Annotated in this window: 13 protein-coding genes; 3 read left to right on the top strand and 10 right to left on the bottom strand. The window is 38.8% G+C overall.

Annotation, left to right across the window (positions count from 1 at the left end; all coding sequences use genetic code 11):
- Nucleotides 1–578: 578 nt before the first annotated feature.
- Complete coding sequence (locus tag F6J99_RS24370) at nucleotides 579–1,631, top strand: hypothetical protein (protein WP_293116127.1); 1,053 nt, start codon at nucleotides 579–581, stop codon at nucleotides 1,629–1,631.
- Between the two features lie 59 nt (nucleotides 1,632–1,690).
- Nucleotides 1,691–1,918 carry a hypothetical protein gene (locus F6J99_RS24365; RefSeq protein WP_293116125.1) on the top strand — a complete coding sequence of 76 codons (228 nt, stop codon included), beginning with the start codon at nucleotides 1,691–1,693 and terminating at the stop codon, nucleotides 1,916–1,918.
- Here the strand turns inward: F6J99_RS24365 and F6J99_RS24360 are convergent.
- The 9 genes from F6J99_RS24360 to F6J99_RS24320 form a co-directional block, all read right to left on the bottom strand.
- Nucleotides 1,872–3,488: an NHLP bacteriocin system secretion protein gene (locus F6J99_RS24360; protein WP_293116123.1), complete on the bottom strand. Its 1,617-nt coding sequence runs from the start codon at nucleotides 3,486–3,488 to the stop codon at nucleotides 1,872–1,874. The two genes, F6J99_RS24365 and F6J99_RS24360, sit on opposite strands and share 47 nt — an antisense overlap.
- Nucleotides 3,489–3,866: 378 nt before the next feature.
- Complete coding sequence (locus F6J99_RS24355) at nucleotides 3,867–6,761, bottom strand: NHLP bacteriocin export ABC transporter permease/ATPase subunit (protein ID WP_293116121.1); 2,895 nt, start codon at nucleotides 6,759–6,761, stop codon at nucleotides 3,867–3,869.
- Nucleotides 6,762–6,931: 170 nt separating this feature from the next.
- On the bottom strand, nucleotides 6,932–7,081 hold the full coding sequence (locus F6J99_RS24350; protein WP_293116119.1) for a hypothetical protein: 150 nt from the start codon (nucleotides 7,079–7,081) through the stop codon (nucleotides 6,932–6,934).
- A gap of 235 nt (nucleotides 7,082–7,316) precedes the next feature.
- A complete protein-coding gene (locus F6J99_RS24345) occupies nucleotides 7,317–9,524 on the bottom strand; it encodes an NHLP family bacteriocin export ABC transporter peptidase/permease/ATPase subunit (RefSeq protein WP_293116117.1) in 2,208 nt (735 codons plus the stop codon).
- A gap of 21 nt (nucleotides 9,525–9,545) precedes the next feature.
- Nucleotides 9,546–10,439: a GNAT family N-acetyltransferase gene (locus F6J99_RS24340; protein ID WP_293116115.1), complete on the bottom strand. Its 894-nt coding sequence runs from the start codon at nucleotides 10,437–10,439 to the stop codon at nucleotides 9,546–9,548.
- 361 nt (nucleotides 10,440–10,800) lie between these two features.
- The gene (locus F6J99_RS24335) at nucleotides 10,801–11,274 is read right to left on the bottom strand and encodes a Nif11-like leader peptide family RiPP precursor (RefSeq protein WP_293116113.1); all 474 of its coding nucleotides are present in this window, start codon (nucleotides 11,272–11,274) and stop codon (nucleotides 10,801–10,803) included.
- Nucleotides 11,275–11,746: 472 nt separating this feature from the next.
- The gene (locus F6J99_RS24330) at nucleotides 11,747–13,246 is read right to left on the bottom strand and encodes an MBL fold metallo-hydrolase (RefSeq protein WP_293116111.1); all 1,500 of its coding nucleotides are present in this window, start codon (nucleotides 13,244–13,246) and stop codon (nucleotides 11,747–11,749) included.
- Nucleotides 13,247–13,280: 34 nt separating this feature from the next.
- A complete protein-coding gene (locus tag F6J99_RS24325) occupies nucleotides 13,281–14,093 on the bottom strand; it encodes a MinD/ParA family protein (RefSeq protein ID WP_293116109.1) in 813 nt (270 codons plus the stop codon).
- 368 nt (nucleotides 14,094–14,461) lie between these two features.
- A complete protein-coding gene (locus F6J99_RS24320; RefSeq protein ID WP_293116107.1) occupies nucleotides 14,462–15,598 on the bottom strand; it encodes a cyclic nucleotide-binding domain-containing protein in 1,137 nt (378 codons plus the stop codon).
- A gap of 927 nt (nucleotides 15,599–16,525) precedes the next feature.
- On the opposite strand from F6J99_RS24320, the gene F6J99_RS24315 reads away from it, so the two are divergent.
- A complete protein-coding gene (locus F6J99_RS24315; RefSeq protein WP_293116105.1) occupies nucleotides 16,526–17,047 on the top strand; it encodes a hypothetical protein in 522 nt (173 codons plus the stop codon).
- On the opposite strand, the gene F6J99_RS24310 is transcribed toward F6J99_RS24315, so the two are convergent.
- Nucleotides 16,976–18,619, bottom strand: coding sequence for a D-Ala-D-Ala carboxypeptidase family metallohydrolase (locus tag F6J99_RS24310; RefSeq protein WP_293116103.1), 1,644 nt, complete (start codon nucleotides 18,617–18,619; stop codon nucleotides 16,976–16,978). The genes F6J99_RS24315 and F6J99_RS24310 overlap by 72 nt on opposite strands.
- Between the last annotated feature and the right edge of the window lie 570 nt (nucleotides 18,620–19,189).

The following is a 19,189-nucleotide window of genomic DNA, read 5'->3' as shown; positions in this document are numbered from 1 at the left end:
ACTGTGTATATACCAAAGGGAACAGGGAACAGGGAACAGGGAGTAGGGAGTAGGGAGTAGGGAGTAGGGAGTAGGGAGTAGGGAGTAGCGATGCAGCGCGGTCTTGGGGGTTTCCCCCATGAGCGACTGCATCAAGACGGGAGTAGGGAAAAGAGAACAAAAATTCTCACAATTCATTTAGGATTGGTATAGCTTTGAGATTTTGATGATAATTGATAGTTTATATTACATAGTATGTATCTCAAAATCTCAAAGTATTGCCTAGTAATAATTTTAGGCTTTGTTTCTGAAAAATTCGTATAATCAATACGCAATAACCGTAAATTATTTAGTTTCATATGTCTAGTCATATGTTGATTTATTATGCTTAATTTTTATGATATAATTTATATTGATAATATCACTTTTTATGAAAAAAATACGCGAATATTTAACTGATAATCAATGAATTTAATAATAATCAAAAACTCTAATATATCAAAACCCTAAATTGGCTGGCAGCAAAATTTAGGGTTTTATTGATAATTAACTAAAAATCAGGTTCAAAAATACTCAATCATCATTTGAGAGGAGATAACATGGCAATTTATATGGCATCTAACTACTCACTCAACACCCTTGGAGCCAAACTTTGTCTCGAAGCTGCTGGGGATTTAGTAGCAAAAGCAATCCAGCCCATCCAAAACTCTTCACAGGTAAGACTAGCGGATTACGGCATTGCAGACGGTGGTACTAGCCAAGGATTATGGCAGCAGATTGTTGCTACTATAAAAAAACAAAATAACGGGGCTTTTGTTGAAGTAATATTTAATGATTTACCCAGTAATGACTTTAATGCCCTAGGCAAAAATGCAACGTTATTGATGCAGGGTGATCAAAATATAGTAGTTTCAATGGTTCCACGATCATTTTATGAACCTGTTTGTCCCCCCAATAGTCTAGACTTTGGTTTCTCCTCCACAGCCATGCACTGGTTAAGTAAGCTACCCAAACATCTAAGCAATCATATTGATGTCAATGTTTCTGCCCCAGTAGAAGATAAAGCAATTTTTCAAGCACAGTCACAGATTGACTGGAGCACTATTCTCCTGGCTAGAGCTAAAGAACTCAAATCTGGAGGTCAAATAGTAACCGTCAACTTATCCGTAGACGAACAAGGGCGCTATGTAGGGCACAACCTGGTAGACTTGAACCTGAAAGATATTCTGCACGAAATTTGGAAACAAATGCAGATTGAGGAATTGATTCAACCAGAAGAGTATGTTGGCGCTACATCACAAAGTTATTACCGAACAGAAGCCGAGTTTACTGCGTGTCTCGAAGACCCTCAAAGTGACGTTTATCAAGCTGGGTTACGATTAGCAGATACCCGAACCATGCTGATTCGGTGCCCTTATCGGTCTCAGTACGAAGATGATAGGGATGCAGAGAAATTTGCCCAAGGTCTCACCCAAGCGACTCGCTCTTGGAGTGAACATACATTGAGAAATGCCCTAAGCAATCGATCCAATCAAGACATTTCTGAAATTGTCAACCAATTCTACCAAAGATTTACAGCTAGGATTCGAGAGAATCCCGGTCAGTTCTCTATGGATTATGTACAAACCTATCTTCGCATTTACAAAAAATAAGCCCAACCAGGATGCTTAGATCATGTTAGGATAATTACCCTGTCTTGATGCAGTCGCTCATGGGGGAAACCCCCAAGACCGCGCTGCATCGCTTAATAAAAATCTGCCCCATCTCCCCATCTCCCCATCTCCCCACACCCCCTCAGGTTGAGGTGACATTGGATATAGCAATCCGTGTAGGAATTGAGAGAATGTTTGTTCCCTGTTCCCTGCTCCCTGTTCCCTGTTCCCTTTATATATTTAATAAATCCCACTCAATTGCCGCAAGATTGGTAAAACTAAGGTAATGGGGGTTTGCTCTTCAATGGTGACTTGTACTGTTACAGTAGTTCCTGAAGTCACTGTCAACGACGGTCCTTGAGAAGAAGACCAAGCATAACCACTAGGAGTCGAGGAGTCAGCCTGTAACTTCCCATGGATTTCAATAACAGGTCTAACTTTAGATGCCAAATTTTCAGCTATTGTAGAGTTTCCTATCAGTTTAGTGGCTCCTTGTTGAGTAATAGGAAAAGGAGATACTTCCGAGACAGTACCAATAATACTACCAAATTTTTCTCGGCGAACTGTATCAGGTGTAACATAGATTTTCATACCAGGTTTGATCTTTTTACCCTGCCCAACAGGAAAGTAAGCAACGGTTGAGAGACTGTCTGATGAACTCTGTCTTTGAATCACTCCTAAAGAAAACCCTTTGTCAATAACAGACCCTTTACTAGCCGTTATGTTCAGAAAACACCCCGAATAAGGACTTGTGATAGCTTGATTATCATTATACTGTTTAGAAAGTTGGGCTATATCGTACTTAACCTGTTGAATTTCATTTTCTCTTTTGCTAGAATCTTCTAAATTTTGCTGTTCAAGTTTTTTTCTTTCTGTAGCCAAGGTTTTTATAGCCGTTTTTTGTTGAGCAACTTGATTCATAGTTTTCAAGTATTTATCTCTGTTTTGAGTTTCCTTAACTGTCAATTCTCTTAATTCAGCTTGATGCTTGCTAATGGTACTTAAGTTATCTAAATATTGCTGTTCCACTTCAGCTTCTTTAACATCTAGCTGTTTGAGTTCAGCCTCTAGTTTAGAGATATTTTGCAGATTTTGTTTATAAGATTGTTCCGCTTCTAATATTTGATCTAAAGAGATTGCTCCTGCTTGAACTAGTTCACGACGTTTTTCTACCCTATCTTTTAAGCTAGAACTGAGTTCGTGAAAATCGTTAAGTTGCTTAAAGATACTAACTCTTTGTTCTTTGATGGAGTTAAGTCCTTTTTCTTTCAGTGTTGGGGTAATAGTTTGAAGATCCGTTATTTTTTGCTGAATGCTTTGTTTTTGCTGGTTTATAGCCTCTATTGCTTGATTATTGAGAACCAAATTTAAGCTTTCACTATTTTGTAGAGACTGTTCTAATGCCTCTTGTTTTTGCTGAAGGGACAACACTTCTAAATTAGTTCGCTGTACCTGAAGAGTATTCGCTAATTGACTTTGTGATTGTAGTTGTGTTAATCTTTCTTTCTGTTGCTGAAGTTTCTGCTGAATATCAGAGGGTTCAATTGTTGCTAACACGAAACCTCGGTCAACGCAGTCGCCTTCCTTGATATTGATCTGTTCTAACTGACCACTAACAGGAGACTGAACTTCAACGACTTTGTGTGGATGAATTAGCACCCCTTTACTTTTAATAGTTAAGGGAAGTTTACCGACAATACTCCAAATAATGGTTAAGAACACTATTCCTGCCAAAGTAGATAAAGGAAGCCAGTCTTGACGGGAGACAACTTCCATAGCTTGGTCTAATTTTTCTGGGGAAGTTAAGTGTTCTACAGATTCTTCTCGGAATAGATTAGATTTTTTTTTGGGTTTCATAACAGTAATATAGTGTAATATAGTGTTGGTGTGCTATCTTGTATATAGCAGTTCTCATACTCATGAGCGACATTGCTTATCCCTTTAAGGCAAAAGGCAAAAGGCAAAAGGCAATAGTAAAGAGGGTTTTAAGCGATGCAGCAAGGGAATAGGGGAGGCAGTGTCAAATAAGACTGTACCTCATAACTGCGATAAACGCTATAATAGAGAAATTAACTGACATTTGTAAAAATGCTTGATTACTACTTTCTTCTCCAAGTCTCATCAATGCTTAAACAGAATATTCGCTATGCTATTGGTTTAACCATTATCTGTTTTATCGTACTAATTTTGTTATGGCTGCCAGATTTTTTAAAGAAAGAAGAGTAATAGAGAATTTTAGTCTAGTTGTCGAGCAACCAGTCGTGCAAACAACCCCTCTTCTTGACTGAGCTGTGCAAATGTTCCGGTCTGGACAATTCGTCCAGCTTCCAGTACATAAATTCGGTCTGCATTACGAATTGTACTAAGACGGTGAGCAATAACAATACGTGTTGCATGGAGTTGCTCCAAGCTGTCAGTCACTATCTCTTGAGTGCGGTTATCAAGGGCACTGGTTGCTTCATCCATCAGAATGATTTTTGGTTTATTGACCAAAGCACGAGCGATTAATAAACGCTGTCTTTGTCCTCCCGATAAGTTACTTCCTCCTTCACTAATAACGGTGTGCATTCCCATGGGCATTTTCTCAATATCTACGGCTAATCCAGCCATTCGTGCTGCTTCCCAGGCTACATCATGGGATACTAACGCACCACTAGTAATATTGTGAAAAATCGACCCTTGTTGAACGTGACCATTTTGTAGAACAACACCTAATTGGCGACGCAAACCAGTAACATCCAACCCCGCTAAGTCTTGACCATCATAATAAATCGTTCCTGTGATGGGACTAGCAAATCCTAATAACAAACGAAAAAGGGTTGATTTTCCACTTCCACTAGGACCAACAAGTGCAATAAACTCACCGGGATTAGCATGAATACTAATATCATCGATAATTAAAGGGCCATCTTCTCGATAACGAAAGCTGAGATGATCTAAAACAATATGTCCGCTTAAACGACCCGGGTCTTGCTGATTAATATCAGATTCTGGTTTTTCCTGTAAAATAGATTTCGCCCTTTCCCACATGGGGACAATTCCTAAAATATCTGTTAAGGTATTGCTCAAGCTTGTGACTCCCCCAATATAAGTTCCAAAGGCAACCTGAAAGGCTAAAAAAGTCCCTGCAGTCAGAGTGTTAGGGAGATTCTTTTCTTGGTTGATTTGGATAAATAATAAGGTAAAACAGAACAGGATTACTGAACTTATTAACGGTAAGGCTTCATTAAAGGTAGATAGACTATCATTAATTCGTTGAATTCCTGCAGTTAACTTAGTTTTTTGACTGTATTTTTCCGCCCAAGCCCAAAAAGCACGTTCTTCAGCAGCAGCGACCCGAAGTTTAGCCACTCCATTAATCAGTTGTACTGTTAAACCATCAATTTCTCCATCAAGAGCCTCTTGTTTTCGCTCTTTGCGAACTAAAACAACACCAGAAACAACTGTGACAATGACCGCAATTACAGATAGTCCTAAAGCAACTAGAGCAAGTTTAATACTATAAATAAACATTAATCCTAGATTCAAAAGAGCAAAAACGCCACTGAGTAATGTGCGCTGAGTTGCCCCACTTAACAGATGATGAATTTCCCGTATTGCTAGGAGACGATTCACTAGATCTCCAGAGGTATATTGCTGAAAAAATGATGGACTTAACTTAAGCAGTCTGTCCCAAACCGCTAATTGTAAATTTCCATCAGCAACTGTTTCTAAACGCAAGGTCATAATTCCTTGGGAAAGTTGAAAAGCGGCTTGAGCAAACGCAGTAGCAAATAACACTAACCCTATGTGCTTTAATAAGAGTAAATTACTGCCAGGAATGGCTTGATCCATTAACATCCCCGTGGCTTGGGGGACAACCATTCCTAAAAGAGTTGCTATTATACCGATCAGGGCAATTAATCCTAATTCTTTTTCATAGCCTGCTATACTAAATCTAAATAGTGCCCCGACCCCTTGAACAACAAGGGGCAAAGGACGGTAAAACATATAAGCTTGGGAGCTAATATGTTGAGCGACGTCCTGATTAACAGGGGTACGAGTTTTTTTGATAGGATCAAATAATAGATAGATACTGTTTTTTTGGGGATTTGGTAATAAAGCAACAGGACAATTGTCTTGATTATAGCCAAGTAAGGGGCCATGTTCTGAGAGCCACCAATCCCCCACTAATCTTACAGAACGAATACGGCATTGAGAGGCATAAGCGATAGCTTCTAAGGGATTAGCCAGCTTACTCATATCTTCTGAGGCAGATGGCGGTTTAATGACAATTTGCATGGCATGACCTACGGCACCCGCTGCAATTAATAGAGGTGTTCCTGATCCAAAAAAAACATCATAACCCGGTTTGAGAATTGAGGTTAATTTTCCTAATGCTGATTGAGTAACTTGGCTATTTAGTTGTTGTCTGGCTTGAAACCGTCTAAATTCGGCTTCTTTATCTTCAATAAATTTTTGGTTTAAATAGTAATAAAAATAGTTATGTAATAGGTCTAAGCTATGGGTAATTTCTTCTGCTTGTTCTATAGTATCAGTAGTAGTTATTTTGATTTGACTGGCATTTTCGGATTTTAACCACATCCTATTAGCCAGAGGAAATAGAGGAGAATTGATCTCTAAGGTTAACTCTGGCTTTCCTAAATAGTCAACTTCTCCTTCTCTAATCTCTACCCAAATTATTTGTTCACTAAAGGATTGAATAATTTGTTTATCTTCTAGGGAAAAGTATGAAGAAAAATCAGGATTGATAATTTTGATTACATTATTTAAAGGCATCTGGTTAATACTTTTTCCTAAATGCCGGATCCAGCTTTCTAGGATGGCAATCCCTTGAGGCTCTTTTTGAGAGATTTGTTTCACCAAATCTTGTATGGCTACAGATTCTAATTCTGCCCCTTCTATGGCGACCGCTAAAAGGGCTTGACCAGAAGAATCTGAACAATGACCAAATAAGCCCTGTCCTTTTTCTACAGTAAATAGATAATGACGATTTCCGTCTGGTTCATTATTCTTCATTTCTGTGGCAAATACAGAGACTTGTCCAGAAACCACCATCCAAACAATTTCAGGGTTATTAAGTATTAGTGGTTGATTACCTTGGATTTTGCGGGATTGTTGGCTATACATAATATACAGCGGTTTGCAATTGGGTGAGGTACAAATTCTTGGGTTTTAGGGAACAGGGAACAGGGAGCAGGGAGCAGGGAGCAGGGAAGAGGGAACAGGGAAGAGGGAACAGGGAGCAGGGAACAGGTAAAAAATACGGCGTTGCTGATTATGAGTATGGTTTCGCCCCCCTAGCCCCCCAATTCTGGGGGGAATAAAACTCTCAAGCGATGCAGCGCGGTCTTGGGGAGCCAGTGCGGTCTTGGGGAGGCAGCGCGGTCTTGGGGGTCCCCCCCATGAGCGACTGCCGTTCCCCCAGCAACTGGCGTGGTTTCCCCCATGAGCGACTGCATCAAGACAAGTCCCCCAGAATTGGGGGACCCACGGGGGCTTTAATAAAACCAGATGATCGCGCATTCATTCCTTAATTCAGCAACGCCTAAAATCCTGTATACCTTATAGTTATGAAAAACGCTATAAATTTTTAAAATGTGTTTTATAGAGGATTGATAGGGTGTATTGGAAGAGATAAGACGTTGATCTGTCATTTTTTTCTATTTCAGATTGGATTACCACTCAATGACTACTGATCAGGTGTTGATAGGTTCCTGTTTCTTGGCGTAATTGTTCATGGGTTCCCCGTTGAACAACGTTTCCCCTATCCAGGACAATAATTTCATCACAATCTCGAATGGTACTGAGGCGATGAGCAACGACAATGCAGGAACACCCACGCCGTCGTAAATTACGATCAATGATTAATTCTGTTTCTGCATCTAAAGCACTAGTTGCCTCATCTAAGACGAGAATGGTAGGATTTCTCACTAAAGCGCGAGCAATTTCAAGGCGTTGTCGTTGTCCACCACTGAGATTTGCTCCCCCTTCACTCAGTGGAGCATCATATCCTTTTGGCTGAAACAGGATTGATTCGTGAATTGCAGCATCAGTGGCAGATTTAACTAAATCTGATTCAGGAATGGTGGTATCCCAAAGGGTTAAATTCTCTCGAATTGTACCCGCAAAAAGAAAAATATCCTGTTCAACCATTGCTAAGGAATTGGCAAGAACAGCACGAGGAATTTGACTGCGAGGAATACCATCAAAGAGGATTTCCCCCTCCCAAGGGACATATAATCCACAGGCTAATTTAGCAATGGTTGATTTTCCTGAACCACTACTACCGACTAAAGCAATTCTTTGCCCCGGTTTGATAATTAAATTAAAGTCTTCAATCAGGGGAGATTCTAAGCGAGAATACCCAAAAGTGATGTTACGAAATTCTACATGACCCTGTAATTTAAATGAATCGGAAGTTAGACTATAATTGTTGGTAGGAGTGGCCAACTGATTGGGCTGACGGATGGCTTCTTGATCAATAGGATTTTGTAGTACATCATCAAGGCGATTAATATCAGCTTCTAATTCTTGTAAGGTACTCCCAAAATTAATCAGTTCATTAATGGGTTTAAGAAAGCTAGCGGTTAAAAGTTGATAAGCAATTAGCATTCCAATGGTTAGTTCTCCCTTGATAACCCGTAAGCCTCCGATTAGCAAGATAGAGGCTGTAGCTAAGGCGGTTAACAGATTGGGAAGTGCATTCAGAATTTGTGTTTGTAGCCCTAATTTTTGTTGAGCGTTTAGGGCTTTAGTATAATAACCGGCAAATCGAGTAAACAGATCTGATTCGAGTCCAGATGCTTTAATGGTTTCAATTGATTGAATGCCACCAATCGCTGTACCAGCTACTTTTCCATATTCCTGGGCTAAACTAATATTGGCATCTGTCCGATTACGAGATAAGTATTGAAGGGCTATAAAGTTAAAGCTGGCAAATAGAATCGTGATCGTGGTTAATAGTATATCATAGGTAAACATTAATAGGGCATAAAGCCCCATCATGATCACATCAATAACAGTGGTGGCTAGACGGCCAGAAATTACGTCTGCTACCCGATCATTGAGTTGAGCGCGATCGCTGATTTCACCGGAAAACCGTTGAGCATAAAATCCTACAGGTAAGCGTAAAATATGCCAAACAAATTGTCCGGACATACTAACCGAAAGTTTTACTAAAAGTCGGCGTAATACTTTTAATTGCAGACGGGCAAGAAGTCCCTGAACAATTGCAGTAATCACCATAGCCAATAACATCGGTCTCAGCCAGTCTTGATAATCTTCTATTAAAATTTTATCCACAAAGACTTGGCTAAATATAGGAACTATCAACCGAGGAAAGGTTAGAATTAATCCTACTAATATAGAGAATATAATTGAGTTTTGAGAGGTTTGTAAACGATTCTTTAGAGAATAAAATATACTTGTTTTTTTTCCGGTTTTTTTAAACTCTGGGCCAGGTTCCATCACTAGAACTATTCCAGTGTAACCTTGGCTAAATTCTTCTAACGATAGTTTACGGGGACCTGTTTCTGGATCATTGAGGTAAACGCAATTTTTGCCAAACCCTTCTACGACCAAAAAATGGCAAAACTCCCAAAATATGATAAAGGGCGGATTTAAAGTTTTTAAGTTTTCCAATGACTTTTTAAACCCTTTAGCAGTCAAACCATAGGTTCTCGCTGCTTTAAGTACACTAGAGGCTTTACTGCCATCCCGTGATACACCACATACTTTTCTTAATTCAGGAAGGGGAACAAAGCGGCGATAGTAACCCAAAATAATGCCTAATGATGCTGCTCCGCACTCTACTGCTTCCATCTGTATGAGGGTAGGGGTGCGGACACGCTTGCTTATTTTAGTATTGATACTTTGGGTTAGGGTTAACATAGTTAAGTTTTACTTTAATAATTATAGTAATAATTTTGAATACACTCTTTCTTCTTTAATAGATGTTAAACAAGGAAAAATATACTTGTTAACGAAGCGAATCATTAAGTTATTTTTTTGATTAACAAACCATATACCATTAGGAATATTAGCTTCTTTTTGACGTTTAATTGCTTCAATAAATAATGCTATTCCACGCCCCATTTTTTGCAAATCTTTTCTAACAAACATACAGTTGTAAGATATAGTATCCACTGCTACACGCTCTGTTAACATCCATCCTACTACTACTCCCCGATACCGCAAACCTAGACTATTTAATGATTCAAAGTTTTTCTCATATTTAAAAGGATTTAAGCCTTCTTCAATCCAACAATTTTCTTTTTCTGTTTGCTTAATAACCAGTTTTTCTTGAGTAGTAATTTCTTTCCAAGGAAAAATTTGCATATCTGAAGGAAGCAAATTTTCTTTATGGATAAAAGCAGATTGATAAATTTTTTTCAAATTTGAGGAATATATTAAATCAACATTGATTAGAGACCAATGGCATTTTTCAAACAAAGCTGCTAGTTTAATAGATATTGACTTCTTTATTATATCCAGTTCATAAAAAAAATCTGCTTTTGTACAACCTCGAACTACTAACTCCTTCTCTAAGGATGTTAATAATAAAGTTCCAACTCCTTGACCACGGTGGGCAGAAGTTACAAAAAGAGAACGAATCTTGGCTAATCGATTATTTGGTAATATTTCAGCTACAATAAGACCAACTGGCTTATCTAAATAAGAAGCACCAATTGCAAGAAACGAGCTTTTTGATTTTAGCTCTCTGAGTTGGGCACGGAACTCCGGAAGACTTAGATGTTGATAAAAAAATACTTCCCCATACTTATTAAGTTTTTTAATTTTGTACATTATATAAATAAACGATCCTAAAAAAAACTTCATTGATAAACAATAAATAGTAAAAAATATCTCTGATTCGTAATTTATTTAAAATATTTTTTTATATTTCAAAATGTCTGGATTCTTAACTCTATTATGAAGTTAAGAGTCCAGACATTTTTAGCTAGACAACAAGGGAGCATCCCATTTTTGCCCATAACACTTTCAATTATACTTTGAAACCCTAGTATTCTCATGAGTTTGAGCAATGGATTTGCCAAATTGGGATGCTCCTGACAACAATAGAATGAGGATTCATCTCTTTTATAATTTTAATTAAGTGACTAGGAAGTAAAAGTTTCAGAGTTGACTGATAAAAGTGTCTGAACTATCAATTATTATTAATTGTAACACTCCCTGGATTATATTTTTTACATTTGGATTTATTTTTCGCACCACCAGCTACACCTTCTAACTGAGCTTCAGATAGTTCAGTTTCTTGTTGCTCAAAATAAGCGAGACCTGATTCCATTTCTTGTTCAGTGATTTGATAACCCTGAGCAATGGCAATTTGAACCATGTCAGCCAGACTACCAGCTTCTTCGAGCTTTGCCCGTAATTCTTGATTAGTCTCTACTTCTTTCAATAAAGCTTTAGCATTTTCACTGAATTCAATAGTAGCTGTAGCAAATTCTAATTGCTGCTCTTGCATCACAGCCAAAAGCTCTTTTTTAGTGAAATAATAACCCTTACTAACTGCAATTGCTAGTACCTGTTCGGGGCCTTCTGCTGATTCCAATTGCGCTTTTAAAGACTGATCTGCTTCCGCAGCTTTGATTAAAGCCAATACTGATTCTATGGACATTTTTTTTCTCCTTAAGTAAGTTCGGTAAGTTGTTAGTTAAACCTACCAGTTTTATTAAAACAATAAACTACTAATTAGTCAATGCTTTTCTTGTAAATAAAAATAACTATTGATTAAGTAATTGATCGATCGTTAAACGGATTTTTTTTAGACAAATTACTCTATCCTTGGTGTTTATTACCAAGGATAGAGAGGTAGTATAGCCATGTAAGTGCTATGTGGTAAAGATCTAAAAAATCAGGTGATCTGTAAGCAGGATATGAAGTATAATACTCAATTTTGAATACAGGTATTTTTGCTAGTTTAATTTCATCGAAAGTGTATTATAGAGGGGTGACAATCGCCCCTCTATAAAGCTTTCACTGAGTTGACTAGTTCCTAAATAAGTAGATTAAAAAAGGATTTAAAACCCCTGTTAAATAGCTAATTTATGTATAAATTTGGGATGCTCTCCTCCAAACATAAACAACAACTATCTAACTGAAGCAATCTGTAAATATTTATTTTCTTCTACTGTTTTATCCTTATTTTCCTGTAGTAACCGAACTAGAGTATTACCAATCCTCAACATTTTTGTTTGAGTCTCCCGACTAATTTCCGGATTAACGTCACTATATTTCCATTTTTGCACTTCATGCTGCCGAACTTTTTCAAAAATATCTTCGTAAGGAAATCGTAGCTCAATTGGATCTTCTAAAGATATATTTTTACCTTCAATTGGTTTAATAATCCCATAAGGAGTGGGTATATATAATTTCTGAAAGCTGCGGTAATAGCCGCCAATATTAGCTGCATCCCAACTTCTAATTCCTTTTATCAAACCATAAAAATTTGAAGCCGCAACAGTTGTAAATAAATGAGCTAGAGGACTATAACCTGAATGGCACTGAATATTGTCTTCAGAAAAATCAAAATAATATTGTTGTGTTTCGGAAGGAAAGACAATTTCTAGTTGATAAATTATCTTCCAGTGACGATATTCCAAAAATAAATCTGACTTTTCTTTGATAAACTTGGGTAAATCGAAGCAAACTTCTGCCTTGATAACATCTTTCATCTCCGATAAATCATAGTCATCAGGATTATCGTCAATCAGGCAATCACCAATATTACTAGGAGAAAAACGTAAGTCATAGCGATCATCCTCTACCATTTGCACAAAAGAAGACTTTTGTTTCATGTAGCTAAGTTCGCCATTTTTGAAAGTAACGACATCCCCTGGATTGAAAGGAAAAATATTTTCTCCTATTTCTGGACAAACAATCGCTACATCTCGACAGAATTGCTCCCTAGTAACGGGAAAAACGACTTTATTTAACCAAGATGTACCCTTAATAAACTTAAACCCATTTGCTCCAGGAGCAAGGGAATTCGGTTGAAGTAAACTAATCTTTTTTAGTTCTTGATCATAAGCAGAATAAGGAAAAGAAGATGGCTGATTATTTTGGTGTTCTAGCTCTAACAGCGGCTGCCAACTTGCTAAAAAAAAGTCAATCTGAGGATATTTAGACTTAACTTGACGAATAGTTTCAAGGTTGACAGCCGAATCAACTTGATTCCAGAAAACCCCTGAAGGATCAGTGAATAACATCCCGTATTCAGGAACACGATTTTCTGAACGAGTTGCAATTAAACGAGTTGAACCAATTTTGACCTCCTCCCAATCTTTTAATTTATAGATTTGTGAATATCCTAAATCTCGTAAACACGTTTCCATCAGTTTATCGTAGGGGATGAAAACATCAACATTTTTCGGTAGAGAAGCTAGGGATTGAATATCAAAATGATCTATATGACGATGAGAGATAATCAAAATATCAAACGCTGGAATCTGGTCATGGAACACTTTCCTTTTTGGGCAGATGTCTGATATTCCTTCAGCATGAGAATCCCATAAAATCGGATCCATCAAGATTTTACAATCTTCAGTTTCAACAAATATAGAAGCGTGACCAATCATCTGAATCTGCATAATTTACCTCAATGCTAATTAATAAAAATAGTTGCTAGTTCATGATCTTATCAGCCAGTTTTTCTAAGACCTCAGTTAGTGGATGATGGGGGAAAGCTAAAGAAAAAATACCTCGACTGCCCAGCATCATCATATCTTCTGACCAGGGGATAATTGCAGCTAATGAAAACCCATAGTCTTCCTTGACTTTATGACTAAAACGCTCAATCCCTAAGGATTCAATCATCATATTCATTACCAGCAAGGTTTTCTGTATGTTTAACTTGTTGGCCAAGTCCAACATAATTCCAGTTGCTTGAAAATCCTGCTGATCCGGTTTCATAATTAAAACCAGAGTATCAGACAAGGTTAAAGAGACTAATACCTCTTCATTCAGACCTGGATGAGTATCAACAAACAGAAAATCTAGATTGAGTTCATTAATTAACGTTTTAAACCCTTTTTCCAGTAAGCGAACATCATAGCCTTCTCGCAACATTCGGCTAATATCTTCTTGTTTCATACTAGCTGGAACCAAAGACAGAAAACAGTTTTCTGTTGGCTTTTTACCTTTGGCAATCACATCATAGTCGGTTTCAGTAATCTGACAGCGGTCTTGAAGACCTAACACGGACGTTACATCATAATCAGCTTCAGTAATTTGACAATTATTCCATAGGTAATCGTTTAAAGAATAACCTAAATGATCTTGATTCAACCCAAATAACACATAAATACCTGGGTTGTGGAGGTCTGCATCCACAATTCCAACTCGATGACCATGACTAGCAACAATGGTGGCTAAACTGGCAGTTATGTTGGTTTTTCCTGCTCCCCCTCGATAAGAGTGAATGGCAATAATAGACATAGATATAATTTCATCCAAAACTACTATGGCGTAGCTAACTTATCAATAGTGTTCTCAACAACAGGGTGCATCTCATATTTGCTGTTTGACCCGGTGGTGCGTTACGGGACGGACTTTTTAAAACCAGGCGTTGAAGCGGAAAATCAGGGCTAGGGCGTCTTTTCAAAGTTTTCCCCAAGATTTAGATCCCCCCCAGCCCCCCTTAATAAGGGGGGAGCCATACTCAAAGTCTTAATAAGGGGGGAGCCATACTCAAAGTCTTAATAAGGGGGGAGCCATACTCAAAGTCCCCCTTTTTTAAGGGGGATTTAGGGGGATCTCCAAGTTTGAAGACACACCCTAGCCCGTCCCTAACGCACCCTACGCAATTATCCTGTTTTGATAAAATACTCTTGATTAGTATTCATTTTTTTTAGTTGTTTCAACATCCAATTAAATCGAGAGCCAGCTAAGGTTAAATTATCTAAGCGGTTATCACTCATTTCATCATCATAGGGAACAGAAGATGCTAAAGTTTTTTCACTACTGTAAATTCTCCTTTTATAACCTAGTAATTCTACAGTAGTTTTAAATCTCTCTATCGCTAATAAGGAAACGGCTCGATAAAACCTTGCTGAGAAACCAATATCGTCCTGTAATTTAGTAGCGAGTAAATTTCTAGCAATTGCTAGTACTCTTGAATCCTCAAGACAGCGAACATTAACTGAACTGAGCTGGGAAACCCCAAAAGGCATTTCACCAAGAATTTCTCCTCGCTGAAGGGTGATAATCTCTTGTTCAGAGGTAACACTATAACTAGTATCTAGGGCTGCAAAAGCCGTTTCCAAAGGACTTCTGGCAGTTTCTGCTAAGGTAACACTTGCCAAACCATCAAGCAGAATATACATCTTTTCAGCCGGTCTTCCTTCTTGGAATAGCAGAGTGTCTGCTTTTATTGTCTGATAATTTCCATGTTTAATCATCCAATCAATATCACTATCATTTAGCTCCCCAAATGCTAAAAGCACTTCTTTGCTTGCATTTGTTCGTCTTCTCAATCGTTTTGAGCGAAGTTTGTCCCTCAGCTTTACCAGTCGTTCAGAAAGTGAAATGGCAATGGCTTTATAAAACCGTGCCGAAAAAGCTAAATCTTTCTCTAGTTTTTCCTGTAATTCTTTTTGGGGAATAGCCAGTAACCGAGAGGAACTCTGAGCGATCACCTTACTTGAAGGTAACTCACTCTGAAACAGTAAATCTTCTCCTATCAGCTCTCCTGTAGTTACGCTGATCAGTTCCTGTTCTAAAACATTACTCTTTTCCAAGAGTGTAAATGCCTGATGGAGCAGATTATCCGTACCCTGTGGCAAAGATATTTTTAGGTTCCCCTCAATAATAAGATAAAGAGTCTTTATAGACTTATCACCTTGCCTCAATACTTGACCACTATTGACTTGTTCTATTTCACTAACACTAACTAGCCAGTCGATATCACTATTGTCCAAACCACTTAATAAGGTTTGATTCATTGATTTACCCCGATAAGTAAAATTTCTATAGCATTTTCATTTTTTAATTTGACATGTAAATTTACAAAGTCTTATTTTATAAGACTCAAAAAATCCGGATCCCTTGCCCCTATTGCTAGCATGCCTATTGCTAGCATGCCTCTGACCTCTGACCTCTTACCTCTTGGCTTTTTCGACAATCTAAGAATTTACAGCTCGTTTGAAAAACCTATCATAGACACCCCCTCTAGAACAACTATACAAACTATATATTTATATTTTCTGAGTATTGCCGATCTTTTCAAGAACAGCCGCCTCTTTTTGATCTGATTGACTTAACTCAAAAAATAAGCATTATTAGAATACTCGGATTTCTTTTAAATCAGAAATCCACAGACTTTTACTGCTTAGTTAAGGCAAATAGTAAAAGTCATTACTAATTGGCTTATTTTGATCTACTACAAGTAATTCGGTTCAAGTTTAGTTGGTCAAATAATTATTTTATTTTTTGACCACAAAATTATCACCAGAAGCTAGTCTATAAGACTTGATCTGATTTTTTAATTTTACTTAATTATTTCTTTATGTTTACATAAGTTATTATTGGCTCAACCGAACCTAGTATGCATAAAAACGCTAAAATTACCAATAAGTATGATTGGGTAGTCGATGAGACGTGATCTGATTTTTTAATTTTCTTTGAAAATTTATTTATAGTTAAACTATTTATTAATTTTATTTAAAAAAAACTAATAAATAGTAATTTTTGTGAAGCTGATGCCCATTTAAATTGGTTTTTACCTGTTCCCTTTGATCAATTTAGGTATCCCAATCTAAATCCTGAACAGCTAATCCTGAACAGCTTAAGTATAATTCCTGTGGAAACTTCTGTCGAGTGACGCACCTAAAAACCGGTGTTGCTTGAAAATGGAATGATTTTAAGGTTTTGTGGAATGGGCATCAGGGGTGGAACGGGCATCTTGCCTGTTTCAATTGTCGGGGGGGCATCAGCCGTGGAACGGGCATCTTGCCTGTTTCAATTGTCGGGCGGGCATCAGCCGTGGAACGGGCATCTTGCCTGTTTCAATTTTCGGGCGGGCATCAGGGGTGGAACGGGCATCTTGCCTGTTTCCATTGTCGGGGGGGCATCAGGGGTGGAACGGGCATCTTGCCTGTTTCAATTTTCGGGGGGGCATCAGGGGTGGAACGGGCATCTTGCCTGTTTCCATTGTCGGGGGGGCATCAGGGGTGGAACGGGCATCTTGCCTGTTTCAATTGTCGGGCGGGCAGGATGCCCACTCTACTCCTATTAGACCTCTGGCAAAAATAAATATGAAATCAAAATCTATCCCTTTTGCCTTTTGCCTCTTGCCTCTTGCCCTTGCCTGTAGCGCTATATCAAAAACCATAACTCCACCTGGCCCGATACCCTCGCCCATCAATATGGGTGAAAGAACTGGCACTGGCTAGACCACCTCGGGAACCCCACCAGGAATCCAGACGTTTATTCACCGACATTGGCGATATCCCCTCAACCACAAAATCCACAGCATCCCCAGAAAGATGACGAGAGCGTGTAGCACCACCAACTTGGCGATTGGTTACTGGGTCGCGATACCAAGAGTTAACCAGGATGGGGCGATTTCCAAAGTATTCCCTAACTTCTTGCATGACCTCAGCAATTCTGATAATGTCCTCCACTATACTTTTGTGCGTAGGAATGCGGGTACCATTTTTAGTTGCCTCTGCCCAACTAAAGTTACCACCAGTGATAATCGCCTCCGATAAATAAAACGTTTTGTCATATCCAGGCAATTGAATTGGACCAGTCTTGTCAGACTTAATCTTAATTAACTCTGATTGTTGTTCATCCTTAGGTACGTTATCGGGTTCAGTCCCTTCAATGTCAACATGGTCACAGAAGACGTACCAGGTTTTTCTTGGTGGTGTTCCTAACGCAACATTGGCCAGGACTATCTGAATATGCTTATTCTCCGCGAGCTGATCCGATGTAATCTCAAACTCCGTGTCTGCCTTTACGAAAACTTTTTCTGAGTCCTTCAGCTGATAGGACTGCTGGGTACTTGTTTTAAACAAAGTATCGCTCAGTACTCTTAGCCTAACCCCTGTCTGTGGCAAAGTGCCTCGACTTTCTGGTTTCCTAGATTCTTGCTGAAGTACAACATTAGTCGGTAACTGAGTGCCATTGGGGAGTTGTACAACAGCAGACTTCCCCACAGAAACTAATTTGCGATCAGCATCATCCTGCCAGCGACGAGCAAATTCAGTTAGCACTGATGGCGACTGCTGTTGTTGCAGCCAAGCTAGTGCTGCATCTTGATGAGGCAGTTTCCCATAACCTCTGAGCAGATCCAGGAACTGAATCGATCCGGTGTTGCTTGGCTGTTGCCAATTAACAGAAGGTTGTGGACTGGCAAACTGTAACGGTTGATCGAGCATTCCTTGGTAATACAGATACCAAACAATGGCTGCTGCTCCTATCTTGTGCCCTTGACCATAAAAATCTACACTGTTACCTACCAGCCATTGATTCCAATGCTGTGAGCTACTAAAGTGATTGGTGCCATTCCAGAGGTACTCGGAATTATTCCCCCCCTTAGCATCACGGAAACCATTCCACAGCTCAAACCCCCATAGCATTGCGCCAATTGAGTGGTCTTTGGCAGTGTGGAATTGTTTCCAGCGCAGTGCATCAATGGCACTCTCAACAAAGGTGTATTGTTGTCCGTTAGCTGGTGGAGCAGTCGGTCGTCCTTGTGGGTAGCGAATCGTGCTATTACTCAAAGAGTCGCCATTGTGCAGGTGAGCGTCTCGAAAGTCCAGCTCTCGATAGTGCAAAATTCCGACAAACCACCAAGGCACCCCTGTTTGCCGCTCTACTAATCCGTAGTCTCCTTGCCGTTGGAGGATTTCTTGACCAATGCGGCCAGTTGGTTCTAGGCAGCTTCGTCTGAGCTGACAAGTAGCAAAAAGTTGTTCATATTGAGGTTTGAGAGTACGAAGTCGCAAATCGCTAGACATTTTTATTTTGACTTTAGGACTAAATACAACTGTTAGGGGGCGTTATTCTGGGGTTAAGTAAAAAATCTTTGGTTTTAGGGAGTAGGGAGTAGGGAGTAGGGAGTAGGGAGTAGGGAGTAGGGAGTAGGGGTTCCGAAAATTGACACCTATTTTATTCAAAAGACGTAACTCAGATTAAACTAATCCTTACCTCTTGTCTTGATGCAGTCGCTCATGGGGGAAACCCCCTTTGGCGGCGCTGCATCGCTTATTCAAAAGCACCTCAATTAGCGTGCGCTAATCGCTGTTCGCTGATAGCTGATAGCTGATAGTTGATAGCTGATAGCTTACCATTAATCAGTAACGCCTTTTTATAAATTATATCTTTACTTTTTTATAATTGATGGCATTTTTAATCATTTTTATGATTTAAGTAATTTCTTTTAAAGCGTTTTTTTTATGATAATTAATTAACGGTTTTGGTAGGTAAAACTACGGTTTTTTATTAGCAGTATTAGAAAGTAATAAAGCCATACATAGCTATTCCCTACTCCCTACTCCCTATTCCCTACTCCCTACTCCCTATTCCCA

It is taken from the genome of Moorena sp. SIO4G3 (genome assembly GCF_010692305.1).
GTDB classification, from domain to species: Bacteria; Cyanobacteriota; Cyanobacteriia; order Cyanobacteriales; family Coleofasciculaceae; genus Moorena; species Moorena producens_A.
Note: the sequence above shows the minus strand (reverse complement) of the source record. Positions and strands in the feature narration are given on the sequence as shown.